The sequence below is a fragment of the Streptomyces sp. WAC04114 genome (assembly GCF_019733245.1).
GTDB classification, from domain to species: domain Bacteria; phylum Actinomycetota; class Actinomycetes; order Streptomycetales; family Streptomycetaceae; genus Streptomyces; species Streptomyces massasporeus_A.
Genome location: NZ_JAIGQA010000104.1, coordinates 16,752 through 28,972, shown reverse-complemented (window position 1 = coordinate 28,972; position 12,221 = coordinate 16,752). Strand labels below are relative to the sequence as shown.

The 12,221-nt window shown below is 71.8% G+C and carries 17 protein-coding genes; 12 read left to right on the top strand and 5 right to left on the bottom strand.

The features are described 5' to 3' along the window. Positions 1-195: 195 nt before the first annotated feature. From K4G64_RS24425 to K4G64_RS24410, 4 genes are all read right to left on the bottom strand, one after another. On the bottom strand, positions 196-363 hold the full coding sequence (locus K4G64_RS24425) for a hypothetical protein (protein WP_221758152.1): 168 nt from the start codon (positions 361-363) through the stop codon (positions 196-198). A 46-nt stretch (positions 364-409) separates the two neighbouring features. Then, entirely contained in the window at positions 410-1,414 is a 1,005-nt protein-coding gene (locus tag K4G64_RS24420) for a S1C family serine protease (protein ID WP_221758151.1), read from the bottom strand. A 110-nt stretch (positions 1,415-1,524) separates the two neighbouring features. Further along, positions 1,525-2,547 carry a LacI family DNA-binding transcriptional regulator gene (locus tag K4G64_RS24415; protein ID WP_221758150.1) on the bottom strand — a complete coding sequence of 341 codons (1,023 nt, stop codon included), beginning with the start codon at positions 2,545-2,547 and terminating at the stop codon, positions 1,525-1,527. A 128-nt stretch (positions 2,548-2,675) separates the two neighbouring features. After that, positions 2,676-3,464 carry a response regulator transcription factor gene (locus K4G64_RS24410; RefSeq protein ID WP_221758149.1) on the bottom strand — a complete coding sequence of 263 codons (789 nt, stop codon included), beginning with the start codon at positions 3,462-3,464 and terminating at the stop codon, positions 2,676-2,678. 176 nt (positions 3,465-3,640) lie between these two features. Between K4G64_RS24410 and K4G64_RS24405 the strand changes: the two genes are divergently transcribed. The 9 genes from K4G64_RS24405 (at position 3,641) to K4G64_RS24370 (ending at position 9,248) form a co-directional block, all read left to right on the top strand. Beyond that, positions 3,641-4,492: an alpha/beta hydrolase gene (locus K4G64_RS24405; protein WP_221758148.1), complete on the top strand. Its 852-nt coding sequence runs from the start codon at positions 3,641-3,643 to the stop codon at positions 4,490-4,492. Positions 4,493-4,530: 38 nt separating this feature from the next. Further along, on the top strand, positions 4,531-4,785 hold the full coding sequence (locus K4G64_RS24400) for a MoaD/ThiS family protein (protein WP_221758147.1): 255 nt from the start codon (positions 4,531-4,533) through the stop codon (positions 4,783-4,785). A 3-nt stretch (positions 4,786-4,788) separates the two neighbouring features. Continuing rightward, a complete protein-coding gene (locus K4G64_RS24395) occupies positions 4,789-5,904 on the top strand; it encodes a hypothetical protein (protein ID WP_221758146.1) in 1,116 nt (371 codons plus the stop codon). Between the two features lie 150 nt (positions 5,905-6,054). Further along, on the top strand, positions 6,055-6,792 hold the full coding sequence (locus K4G64_RS24390; RefSeq protein ID WP_221758145.1) for a DUF2993 domain-containing protein: 738 nt from the start codon (positions 6,055-6,057) through the stop codon (positions 6,790-6,792). Positions 6,793-6,994: 202 nt separating this feature from the next. Continuing rightward, the gene (locus K4G64_RS41495) at positions 6,995-7,075 is read left to right on the top strand and encodes a putative leader peptide (protein ID WP_350310325.1); all 81 of its coding nucleotides are present in this window, start codon (positions 6,995-6,997) and stop codon (positions 7,073-7,075) included. Between the two features lie 137 nt (positions 7,076-7,212). Continuing rightward, entirely contained in the window at positions 7,213-8,058 is an 846-nt protein-coding gene (locus K4G64_RS24385) for a sulfurtransferase (protein WP_221758144.1), read from the top strand. 40 nt (positions 8,059-8,098) lie between these two features. Further along, positions 8,099-8,386, top strand: coding sequence for a DUF1416 domain-containing protein (locus tag K4G64_RS24380; protein ID WP_003991226.1), 288 nt, complete (start codon positions 8,099-8,101; stop codon positions 8,384-8,386). Between the two features lie 86 nt (positions 8,387-8,472). Then, on the top strand, positions 8,473-8,733 hold the full coding sequence (locus K4G64_RS24375; RefSeq protein WP_104787603.1) for a DUF3099 domain-containing protein: 261 nt from the start codon (positions 8,473-8,475) through the stop codon (positions 8,731-8,733). Between the two features lie 125 nt (positions 8,734-8,858). Beyond that, positions 8,859-9,248: a VOC family protein gene (locus K4G64_RS24370; RefSeq protein WP_221758143.1), complete on the top strand. Its 390-nt coding sequence runs from the start codon at positions 8,859-8,861 to the stop codon at positions 9,246-9,248. Here the strand turns inward: K4G64_RS24370 and K4G64_RS24365 are convergent. Beyond that, complete coding sequence (locus K4G64_RS24365) at positions 9,242-9,604, bottom strand: DsrE family protein (protein WP_190900367.1); 363 nt, start codon at positions 9,602-9,604, stop codon at positions 9,242-9,244. The genes K4G64_RS24370 and K4G64_RS24365 overlap by 7 nt on opposite strands. A 183-nt stretch (positions 9,605-9,787) precedes the next feature. Here K4G64_RS24365 and K4G64_RS24360 point away from each other — a divergent pair, with 183 nt between their 5' ends. Genes K4G64_RS24360 through K4G64_RS24350 form a run of 3 tightly spaced genes read left to right on the top strand, consistent with a single transcriptional unit; the run spans position 9,788 to position 12,200 of the window. Beyond that, a complete protein-coding gene (locus tag K4G64_RS24360; RefSeq protein WP_308122475.1) occupies positions 9,788-10,471 on the top strand; it encodes a hypothetical protein in 684 nt (227 codons plus the stop codon). After that, positions 10,468-11,355 carry a hypothetical protein gene (locus tag K4G64_RS24355; RefSeq protein ID WP_308122474.1) on the top strand — a complete coding sequence of 296 codons (888 nt, stop codon included), beginning with the start codon at positions 10,468-10,470 and terminating at the stop codon, positions 11,353-11,355. The genes K4G64_RS24360 and K4G64_RS24355 overlap by 4 nt, the downstream gene beginning before the upstream one ends. Beyond that, positions 11,352-12,200 (top strand): hypothetical protein, encoded by an 849-nt coding sequence (locus K4G64_RS24350; protein WP_221758141.1) that lies wholly within the window; start codon positions 11,352-11,354, stop codon positions 12,198-12,200. Before K4G64_RS24355 ends, K4G64_RS24350 begins: the two co-directional genes overlap by 4 nt. The last annotated feature ends 21 nt before the right edge of the window (positions 12,201-12,221 follow it).

Sequence of the window (12,221 nt, the reverse complement as noted above, 5' to 3'; positions counted from 1 at the left end):
GGGGGTGGGGTGCTGCTGCTCTGACGCTCTCAGCGTCCCACGCCGACAGGTGGGGATGTGGGGGTGCCGGCCCGTGGTGGACGGGTGCTGCGAGCGCCGCCCGCCGGCGGCCGGAGCCCGGCACAGCGCCTGCCGGGTGGGGGCGGTCCGGGAGGAAGGAGCGCCTGTCCGCTGGTGGGCCGCGGCAGAGGCGTGTCAGCCTCGTGCCGTCCGGCGTCGCGTCCTCGCGGGCCGGCTCGTCCGACGTGTCGGCGCCGTCGGCGCCATCTCCGGCGCCCGGCCGATCGGCGCGTGCAGGGCGGACGCCACCGCCAGGGCCAGGCCGATCGCCGCCGGGTCCGCGCCCGGTTCCGTGTGCGTCACCTGCTCGATCGTCGCCGTACTACTCCTCGCTGTCGGCTGCCCTGGCTCAGTCGGTCGATCCCGCCCGCAGCTTCGCGAGGTCGGCCTTGACGGTGTTGATCGGGATGGCGAAGCCCAGGCCGACGCTGCCCGCGTCGGAGGACGAGGAGGCCTGGCCGGCCGGCGAGTACATCGCGGAGTTGATCCCGATGATGTTGCCGTTCATGTCGATCAGCGCGCCGCCGGAGTTGCCCGGGTTGAGGGACGCGTCGGTCTGCAGCGCCTTGTACGTCGTCGTGTCGGAGCCGGTGTCGCCGTTGAACTGGCGCCCGCCGAACTCGAACGGCCACTGGTCGCCCTGGCCCCCCTGCTGGCCCTGGCCCTGGTCCTCTTCGGTCGGGACGGTGACGTCGCGGTCGAGGGCCGAGACGATGCCGCTGGTGACGGTGCCGGACAGGCCCTCGGGGGAGCCGATCGCCACGACCTGGTCGCCGACCTGGATCCCGGCGGAGTCGCCGAGCGTGGCGGCCTTCAGGCCGGAGGCGTTCTCCAGCTTGATCAGCGCCAGGTCCTTCTTGCTGTCGGTGCCGACGACCTTCGCGGTGTAGGACTTGCCGTCGCTGGTCGTCGCCTTGATGCGGGAGGCGCCGGCGATGACGTGGTTGTTGGTGACGATCTCGCCGCCGCTGGTGATGATCACGCCCGAGCCGGTGGAGGAGCCCGCGTTGGAGTCGGCGCTGATCTCGACGATGCTCGGGCTGACCGCCTTGGCGACCCCGGCGATCGTGCCCTTCTGGCTGGAGGGGACCACGGTGGTGCTGGTGGAGCTGGAGGCGACGGTGTCGTTGCCGGTCAGTTCCTGGATGCCGTAGGCGGTGCCGCCGCCTATCGCCGCCGCCACGATCGCCACGGCGGCGATCAGGGCGAAGGGGCCACGGCCGCGCTTCTTCGGATGCGGAGCATGCGCCGGGGCGTACGCCGGCGGGGGCGGCCACTCGGGGTTCACCGGGGCCTGCTGCTGACCCTCGTAGGGGTTCTGGTACTCGCCACTGCGGTGGAAGCTCTCGGTCATGGAACAGAGCTTGTCGCCCGACCATGAGAGCTTCCTGAGTGCTCCCTGAGAAGCCCGACAGAACCTCGTATGCCCGATATAAAGAGGCCTGCCGCCTCGACCCTCGGAGGCTACGCGCAGCCGCAGGACTGCCGGGTCACCAGGCGCGACGGGAACACCTTCAGCCGCTCCCGGCGGGCCCCCGCGACCCGCAGCCCGTCGTCGAGGACGAGGTCCACCGCCGCGCGGGCCATGGCCGGGCGGTCGGAGGCGATCGTCGTGAGGGGCGGGTCGGTGAGCGCCGCCTCCTTGATGTCGTCGAACCCGGCCACCGCCAGCTCGCCGGGGACGTCGATGCGCAGTTCGCGCGCGGCGCGCAGCAGGCCGATCGCCTGGTCGTCGGTGGAGCAGAAGATCGCCGGCGGGCGCTCGGGGCCGGAGAGGATCTTCAGGGCGGCCTGGTAGGCGTCGTAGCGGTTGTAGAGGGCCTCGAAGAGGCGGCCCTCCGTGGAGATGCCGGCCTCGTCCATCGCGCGGCGCCAGCCCTCGACGTGGTCGGAGACCGGGTCGCCGACCGCGGGGGTCTCGGCTATGCCGCCCATACAGGCGACGTACTCGTGGCCGTGCTCCAGCAGGTGCCGGACGGCGAGCTCGGCGCCGCCCAGGTCGTCCGTGGTGACGGCGACGTCGTCGATGGCCTCGGGCCGTTCGTGCAGCAGCACGACGCGGGCGTCCCAGGCCTCGATCTCGGCGGCGGCCAGGTCGTTGAGCGCGTGGCTGACGAGGATGAGTCCGGAGACCCGCATCCCCAGGAAGGCGCGCAGGTAGTGGACCTCGCGTTCGCCGACGTAGTCGGTGTTGCCGACGAGGACCATCTTTCCGCGCTCGGAGGCGGCCTGCTCGACCGCGTGCGCCATCTCCCCGAAGAAGGGCTGGCGGGCGTCCGGGATGATCAGGCCTATGAGGTCCGTGCGCCGGGACGCCATGGCCTGGGCCACCCGGTCGGGCCGGTACCCCAGTTCCTTGATCGCGGCGAGGACACGCTCGCGCGTGGCCGGGGCGACCGGCCGGGGTCCGTTGTTGATGACATAGCTGACCACGGCAGTGGAAGTCCCTGCCAGCCGCGCCACATCATCCCGAGTCACCTTGGCCACGCGCGGAGTCTACGCGGATATACCGGCTGTGGGCAGGGCGTAAAGGAGGTTCCGTACGATATGCCGACCGCCGTCCGGGGTACCCCGTGCGGGAAGCGATGCCCAGGTCGGCGGCGCAATACGCCTCTTTATGCCTTCGCGCGGGCCTCGGCCACGTCCAGGGCGGCCGAGTTGTCCGCGGTGTCCGGCTTTGCCTTGGCCGCCTTGGCCTTCGCCTCCTCGGCGGCGCGCTCCATCTTCTCCGGCTTCTCCGGCGTAACGAATCGATAACCGACGTTCCGGACGGTGCCGATCAGCGACTCGTGCTCGGGGCCGAGCTTGGCGCGCAGCCGCCGTACGTGCACGTCGACCGTGCGCGTACCGCCGAAGTAGTCGTAGCCCCAGACCTCCTGGAGCAGCTGGGCGCGGGTGAAGACGCGGCCGGGGTGCTGGGCGAGGTACTTCAGGAGCTCGAACTCCTTGAAGGTGAGGTCGAGGACGCGGCCCTTGAGCTTGGCCGAGTACGTCGCCTCGTCGACCGACAGGTCGCCGTTGCGGATCTCCATGGGGGAGTCGTCGCTGACGATCTGCTGCCGGCCCATGGCCAGCCGCAGCCGCGCCTCGACCTCGGCCGGACCGGCGGTGTCGAGCAGGACGTCGTCGATGCCCCAGTCGGCGGTGACGGCGGCGAGGCCGCCCTCGGTGACGACGAGTACGAGCGGACAGCCCGGCCCGGTGGAGCGCAGCAGCTGACAGAGGCTGCGGACCTGCGGCAGATCACGCCGGCCGTCGATGAGGATGACGTCGGCACCGGGGGTGTCGACGAGGGCGGGGCCCTCCGCGGGCGCCACACGCACGCTGTGCAGGAGCAGGCCGAGGGCGGGGAGCACCTCCGTCGACGGCTGGAGGGCGTTGGTCAGGAGCAGCAGAGAACTCATACGTCTGGTTCCTCCTCGGTCCCTGCGAGGACGCTTGTTGGTACAGCACCGCTCTGTCTGCGATCCCGAAGGCCCCGTACACCTGCGGTTTCCCGCTTCGTATACAACGCTTCCGAAAGCACAAAAGGACCCGGGGGCTTCGCTGCCCGAGTCCTCTGCCCAGCAGAATAGCCCACATGAGCACTCGTCCGGCAGGTCATGTGGCGCGTTCCACCGATCGTCCACACTCCGAGACGCCCGGGGGAACGCGTGTACGGAGGCCGTCGAGGACGTTTCTGCGTACGGCCGACGGGGTGACGATCGACGCCGTCTACAACCCGGGCACCGCGGTGCACGACGCGTCCCGGACGCCTTCCCGTCATCCCGTGTTCGTCGTCGCCCACGGCTTCACGGGGGCCGTGGACCGGCCGCATGTACGAAGGGTGGCGCGGGCCTTCGCCGGTTACGGGGCGGTCGTCACGTTCTCCTTCCGGGGCCACGGTGCGTCCGGCGGGCGGTCCACGGTCGGGGACCGGGAGGTGCTCGACCTGGCGGCGGCGGTGCGGTGGGCGCGGGAGCTCGGGCACGCGCGCGTGGGGACGGTCGGGTTCTCGATGGGCGGCTCGGTGGTGCTGCGGCACGCGGCGCTGCACCCCCGCGAGACCGACGCGGTGGTGTCGGTCAGCGCCCCGGCCCGCTGGTACTACCGGGGGACCGCCCCGATGCGGCGGCTGCACTGGATGGTGACGCGGCCGGAGGGGCGGGTCGTCGGCCGGTACGGCTTCGGGACGCGCATCCACCACCGGGACTGGGACCCGGTCCCGCTTTCTCCGGTGGAGGCGGTGCCGAGGATCGCTCCCACCCCGCTGCTGATCGTGCACGGCGAGGCCGACGGCTACTTCCCCGTCGACCACCCGCGGATGCTGGCCGCTGCCGCCGGTGACCAGGGTGAAATGTGGCTGGAGCCCGGGATGGGGCACGCCGAGCACGCGGCCGGCGACGAGCTGCTGGCCCGGATCGGGGAGTGGGTCGCGGGCCGGGCGGGCTAGCCTGACGGGGTTCATCGCCGAATTCATCGAGGAAGCAGATGCCAATGGTCACGGTGCGCTACTGGGCCGCCGCCAAGGCCGCGGCCGGGGTGGCCGAGGAGCCGTACGAGGCGGCCACCCTCGCCGAGGCGCTCGACTCAGTGCGCGAGCGGCACCCCGGCGAGCTCGAGCGCGTTCTGCGCCGGTGCTCGTTCCTGGTGGACGGCGATCCCGTGGGCACCCGCGGACATGAGACGGTACGGCTGGCCGACGGCGGCACGGTCGAGGTGCTCCCGCCGTTCGCAGGAGGATGAGCGATGACCAACCAGCCGAACCAGCCGAACCAGCCGAACCACCCGAATCAGCCGTACGACCCCTACGACCGCTATGGGCAGCAGCCGCAGGCGTGGCCCGGGCAGGGGCACCAGGGGTACGAGGACCCGCACGCCGCTCAGCAGTACACGCAGCAGTGGCAGGGGCAGACCTGGGAGACGCAGAACCACCGGGCGGTGTCCGCGCAGGCGCCGGACCCGGAGACGGCGATCCTGACCCCGCAGGCGCCCCGGCCGCCCCAGTCGCCCCAGAGCCCCCGGACACCGCAGGAACCCGCGGCCCCGGCCTCGACTGACGCCGACGCCTCCGCCACCGGCTACGGCCCTGCCACCGTCGGCGGGAACGCGCGCGTCACCGACGCGCAGCGGGCCCGCGCGGAGGGGCGCTCCCCGATCATCGAGCCCGGCATGCAGCCGGCCGCGCTGACGGCGCTGCTCGGGCTGCTGCTGGCCGGTGCCGCGGCGGTCGGGACGTACGCGCTGCTCGTGCCGCTGGTGATCCTCCAGGCCGTGACCGCGGCGGGCTGGTTCCGGCTGAACGGGATGTGGCCGGCCCGGCAGGGCATCGCGCTGGGCTTCGCGGGCGCGCTGGCCGCCGACGCGGCGCTGCTGGTCTCGGGCCGCTCGCCGGCGGCGATCCTCGGCACGATCGGGGTGTGGGTGCTGCTCGCGCTGGTCCTGCAGCTGCGGTCGCACGCCGATCCCGACGAGCGGATGTACGGCCTGATGGCGACGGTCGCGGCGTCGGCGCTGGCGATCGTGGCCGGCGGGTACCTCGCGGCCGCCGCGGACGCGGTCACGGTCGGCGCGGTGGCCGTCGCGGTCGCCGTCCTGGCCCGCGCGCTGCCGCTGCCGACCCCCGCCTCGGTGGTGGTGTCCCTGCTCGCCGCCGCGGGTGCGGGCCTCGCGACGGGGGCGGTCACGGACCTCGGCACGTCGGGCGCCCTCCTCGGCGCGGGCGCCGCCGTCTGCGCCCTGATCGGCCACCGGGTCGCGAGCTACGACTACCCGTCCCGCTTCGTCCACTTCACGGCGGGCGTGGCCCTGCCGCTGGCCGCCACGGCCCCGGCGGTGTACGTCCTGGGAAGGGCGCTGACGTAGATCGGGCCGGGGCGGGACGCCGGGGCCCGCCCTGTCACAGGTGATCAACAATCCTCCGGTCCCCCTTCCCTGCGGGGTTACTCTCACGCAAGGGACGGCCACCCGGTCGTCAGGCACCGCGTCCAACCGACTGGGTGGGGGACACACCGCATGCGCGCACTGCGAATACTGCTGATCTTCGTCGTGATCCTGGGCGGGCTCTTCGTGATCGCCGACCGCGTCGCGGTGAACTTCGCCGAGGACGAGGCCGCCGACCGGCTGAAGACGACGGAGAACCTGTCGGCGACGCCCGATGTGTCGATCAAGGGCTTCCCGTTCCTCACCCAGGTCGCCGGCGGTTCCCTGGACGACATCGAGGTCGGCATCAAGGACTACGAGGCCGCCGCGGGCAACGACGGCCAGAAGATCCGCATCGACGACCTCCGGGCGGACATGAAGGGCGTCGAGTTCTCCGGCGACTACAGCTCCGCCACCGCCTCCACCGCGACCGGCACCGCGACCATCGCCTACGACGAGCTGCTGAAGACGGCGAAGTCCGAGCCCACCCAGGTCGCCCCGGGTGTCACCGCCAGCGTCATCGGCCTGTCCGACGGCGGCAACGGCAAGATCAAGGTCACCGTCGAGGCCACGGTCCTCGGCACCAAGCTCCCGGAGCCGGTCTCCGTGCTCAGCTCGGTGAAGGTGGACAACGGCACCGTCCGGGTGAACGCCGACGGCCTGCCCAAGTTCGGCGGCGTCGACATCGCCGAGAACCGCGTCCGGGCGATCACCGACTTCCAGCAGAAGATCGACGGCCTGCCCGGCGGCATCGAGCTGGACACCGTCCAGGCCGCGCCGGACGGCGTCGAGATCACGGTGAAGGGTTCCGACGTCCGTCTGGCCGGGTAGGCAGTCGCTCGACGGATTCGACCTGCGCTGTCCGGTGGGCGAGACGGCGATGTCCGCAGCGTAGATGTGACGGGGATACGGTCGGCCGGACGCCGTGCGGCGAGCGCCCTGACGGCCTCTCGATCCCATATGGCGGATTGTCTCGTCTCAGCATGCGACACACCGGTGACATGCCCGCCCGTCCGTCCCTACGATCGAGGCTATGAAGCGACAGGCGGATCTCACGAAGCGGCGGGCAGTAGACCTGTGCCGCGTCGCCGCCATGCTCTGTCGCACCTTCTGAGCGATCGCGTCGGCAGTCGCGCCGGCGCGCGCATCCCCGCAGCCCCGCATCACGGGCATCCGTGCGCCGCCCTGCCTCAAGGGTGCGCCCTGCAGACCTCGCACGCCCCGCCGTAACTGCCCCGGAGGAGAAGAAGCATGAGCCGCAACGACGTCCTGGTTGACGCCGACTGGCTCCAGGAGCACCTGGACGACCCGACCATCGCCATCGTCGAGGTGGACGAGGACACGTCCGCCTACGAGAAGAACCACATCCGCAACGCCATCCGGATCGACTGGACGCAGGACCTCCAGGACCCGGTCCGCCGTGACTTCGTCGACCAGGAGGGCTTCGAGAAGCTCCTGTCCGACAAGGGCATCGGCAACGACCACACCGTGGTCCTCTACGGCGGCAACAACAACTGGTTCGCCTCCTACGCCTACTGGTACTTCAAGCTCTACGGCCACGACAACGTCAAGCTGCTCGACGGCGGCCGCAAGAAGTGGGAGCTCGACGCCCGCGAGCTGGTCGCCGGCGACGAGGTGCCGGAGCGCCCGAAGACGGACTACAAGGCCAAGGCCCAGGACACGTCCATCCGCGCCTTCCGCGACGACGTCGTGGCCGCGATCGGTTCGCAGAACCTCGTCGACGTGCGCTCGCCCGACGAGTTCTCCGGCAAGCTGCTCGCCCCGGCCCACCTGCCGCAGGAGCAGTCCCAGCGCCCCGGCCACGTGCCGAGCGCCCGCAACATCCCGTGGTCCAAGAACGCCAACGACGACGGCACCTTCAAGTCGGACGACGAGCTCAAGGCCCTCTACGAGGAGGAGAGCGTCGACCTGGCCAAGGACACCATCGCCTACTGCCGCATCGGTGAGCGCTCCGCGCTGACCTGGTTCGTGCTGCACGAGCTCCTCGGTGTGGAGAACGTCAAGAACTACGACGGCTCCTGGACCGAGTACGGCTCCCTCGTGGGCGTGCCGATCGAGCTCGGCGCCGCCAAGTAATCCCCCGACCGACCTTTCCAGACCCCTTCAGGAGTAAGACATGTGCGGTGCGAAGGCCGGCGGCCCCGACGCCTCGACGATCAAGCCCGGTGAGACCACCATCCAGGGTCAGGTGACCAAGGACGGCGAGCCCGTGGTGGGTTACGTCCGTCTGCTGGACTCGACCGGCGAGTTCACGGCCGAGGTGCCGACCTCGGCGACCGGACAGTTCCGCTTCTACGCGGCCGAGGGCACCTGGACCGTCCGTGCCCTCGTGCCCGGCGCCACCGCCGACCGCACGGTCGTCGCCCAGCAGGGCGGACTGGCGGAGGTCGCGATCGCCGTCTGACGGCGACGGGATTTCGAAGGGCCGCACCCCTCGGGTTGGACGCCTGGGGTGCGGCCCTTCGGCCTGCCCGGACCTACGCTGGAGATATGTACGCACGCCGGCGTCACACGTACTTCGCGATGATGGGCCTCTGCATCGGCCTCTTCGTGCTGGCCTGGGGCGTCGTGCGGCTTTGGTCCGTTCCCGTCGCCGTCGGGATGTGTGTCGTCGCCATGGTCATCCCACCCGTGGCGGCCATGGTCGCCAACCGGCGCGGCCCGGAGGACCGGTGGTGGGACGACCCGTCCGGCGATCCCCAGTCCGACGAGTGGTGGGACGAACTGGACGGCAAGAAGCGCCCCCACTGAGCGCCGCCTGCCTCGCCTGCCCCCACGGAGCGGCGTACGCCCCGCCAGTCCGGGTTGAGTGGTGCCTGCCCCGCTCGCCCGCGCTGACCGGCGTCCTTCCCGCCCGCCCGGGGTATCCGCGCCCCATGAGACTCACAGCAGCCGTGCTGGACGCCCCGGACGCCCGGGAGCTCGCGCGCTTCTACCTGCGTCTGCTGCCCGGCTGGGGCGTGTGGCGGGGCGAGGACGGCCCTGACTGGGTGCACATCCGGCCCCCGGACGGCGGCACGGGGCTGTCCTTCCAGACGGAGCCCGGCTACCGGCCGCCGGTCTGGCCGAGCGAGCCGGGCCGACCGCGGATGATGATGCACCTCGACATCGAGGTCGACGACCTGGAGCGGGAGACCGCGCGGGCCGTCGCCACCGGGGCGCGGCCGGCGGGGCACCAGCCGCAGGACCACGTCCGGGTGCTGCTGGATCCGGCAGGCCACCCGTTCTGCCTCTACACGGAAAGTCCTCGGCGAGCGCCTCAGTAGACGAGCGCCTGCGTCTCGTCCGCCATCGCCTCCTGGACGAAGACCTGCGCCCCGGCGATGCGGACGCCCTTGATGACGTCCTGCTCCGTGATCTCGCGGCGCGCCGCGCACTGCGTGCACAGGGTGACGCGGCCGCCCGCGAGGAGGGAATCCAGCAGGTCGGGCAGGGGAGCGGCGTGCGGCAGCTCGAACTCCGCGGCGCGGCCGGGCAGCGCGAACCAGGCGGACTCGCCGGTCAGCCACAGGGAGACGTCGACACCACTGGCCACGGCCACCGCCGCCACCGTGAACGCCTGAGAGCACCGCTCGGGAGCATCGGCCCCGGCCGTCACCTTGATCACAAGCTTCTTCGCCATAGCCGAATCGTAATCAACGCCCGTGCAACCGCGGGCGTCGACCGAGGGTCTCCTGTGCGCGCGCATACGGAATGCGCGACTCACGTTCTGTGGGGGGACGTCTTGGAAGCAGACGAAGAAGTGACCGCCGAGCCCGGGCCCGGGCCCGGGCCCCGGCCGCGTCGGCGTCGGCGGCGTACGGCCGTGCTGATCGGTGCCGCCGCCGTGCTGGGGTTGGTCGTCGGCGGTTGCGCCGGCTACCTCGTGCAGGTGCACCGCGCGCCCACGAAGCTGCCCTCGCTCTCGCAACCTGCGCTCGCGCAGGCCAGGGGCGAGGGCCCCGAGCCGCTGTCGGCCGCGCGGGACCGGCGGGTGAAGACCGACGGCGACCTGCGCAAGCTTCTGCTGGAGAAGCCGCGTGGGGCCCGGGACGCCGCGTACCTGATGGGTGAGGACGGTTGGCTGGACCTGGCGGACTACGCGGAGTTCTACGACAAGCCGGGCGAGATGTTCGGCGAGATCGTCCGCGACGAGTTCCGGCGCGCGGCCACCACCGGCTGGCTGGTCGGCCGCACCTACGAGGTCGAGATCCGCCTGGTGCAGTTCCGGCAGGAGGAGACGCTCGCCGCCGCCGAGAACGTGGACAACACCCAGTACTGGGTCGGGGACGAGGAAGGCACCGACAGCTGGGCGATCCCCGGCACCGGAAACGGGCGGGTCTACGTCCACACGCGGCCCGACACCAAGCCCGGATACGTGCCCCTGTACACCGCCGAGGCACACGCCTGGCGCGGCGACATCGCCGTGGAGATGTGGATCACGGACACCAAGCCGATTCCCAAGGCGAAGATCATGGACCTGGCCGAGCGGCAGATGGAGCGGCTGTGAGTGACAACCCGGTGGACTCGGTGGACCCGGTGGACCCGGTGGACCCGGTGGACCCGGTGGAGCCAGTGGGGGCGGAGACCGTCTCCCGGCCCGTCCCCGAGCTCCCTGACCCCCTCGAGCTCCCTGAGAAGCCCGCACGCCGTGCCCGGGTCGCCGCCGTCGCCGCGTCCGCGCTGCTGGCGGTCGCCGTCCTCGGCGGCGCGGGGTACACCGTCGTGGCCGTGAACGACGCCGACCGGGACGCGGGCGCGCCGGTCTGGGAGTTCCCCGACGCCAGGAGCGAGTCGGAGGCGGAGAAGGCCGCCGCCCCCAAGGGGCTCGCCGGCATGCTCGTGCCGTACGGGACCGACGGCTGGGCACCGGGCCCGGACCTCGGCGAGTACGGCTCGGACACCGAGCTGAGCGGGCAGCAGGCCACGTCCCTGCGCAAGGAGGCCCTGAGCGGCCTGCCGCGCACGCAGCGCAAGCGGCTGGAGAAGGTGGTCGACCAGCAGCGCATCACGGGCATCGCCATGCGCAGCTACCTCAGCACCGCGAAGCACTCCGACGACTTCACCGACGAGGCCGTCGCCGTGCGCGTCGAGCTCTCCCGGATGGAGAACCGGGACGCCGTCCGGGAGGCCTCGCGGCTGCGCGGCGCGTTCTTCGACGCCCTGGACGTCTTCCGCGCGGGTCCGAAGATCAAGGGCCACAAGAACGCCTCCTGCTTCCTGCCGCCGAAGGACGACGACGAAAAGCTGGAGTCGATGCTCTGCTTCGCGTACGTCGGGAACGTCCTGGTCACACTCGTCGCGGACGCCGCGAAGCCACTCGACACCAAAGCGACCGCGACGCTGTTCCGCGAGCAGCTCGACCGCATCACCGAGCCGGGGAAGGCGATATGACCGAGAAGCAGCAGATCTCCGTGCGACCCGCGGAGAAGGCGCTGCCGGAGGCACCCCCGGCGCCCGTGCACGACGACCGCAAGGCCCGCGGGGTTCTGCGGGCCGCCCTGCGCTGGACGACCGCCGTTATCGTCTTCGCGGCGGTCGGCGCGGCCACGGCGTACGGCGTCACCCGGCTGGAGCGGACCGACGTGCCCGGGCTCTCGACTCAGCCGGACGGGCGCTGGGAGTACCCGGTGCTCGCCAGGCCGCCGCTGCCGTCCGGCAGCCCGGGCCCCTTTGCCGAGGCCAACACGGCCGGCACGCACCACGCCGATCTGCGGTCCCTTCCCCTGCCCGCTCCCGCCGGTGCCGAGGACGACCGGGCGCTGCGGGGCAAGGACGGCTGGCTGCCGCGGAAGGACTTCCTGGCGGAGTACGCCGCGAAGGACGACCGTGCGGAACTCGGGCAGCACCTCACCGATCACGGGCTGCGGCACATCGCCGCTCGCGGCTGGAGCATGCCGGACGGTACGCGTACGCGGATCTATCTGCTCCAGTTCGACACCGCGGCGGTCGTGGACGCGCTGCTCGGGCCTCACCTCGCCCCCTACAGCGCGCCGAAGTTCCCGCTGCGCGGGGCCGCGACGTCCGCCAACGACGAGACGTTTCCCCAGGAGGCCCTGGTGGAGGGCGTCCAGCGCGTGGTCTACGACGAGGCCAGGCCGTACGGCGGCGAACAGGTCCGCCACGCCTACCTCGCCGCCGGTGACACCCTCGCGCTGGTCGTGCAGTCCCGCGAGGGCGGCGCGAGGGCCGTCCCCTTCCAGCAGACGGTGACGCTGCAGAGCCAGCTGCTCGGCTGACGTCAGCGCCGGCGCACCTCA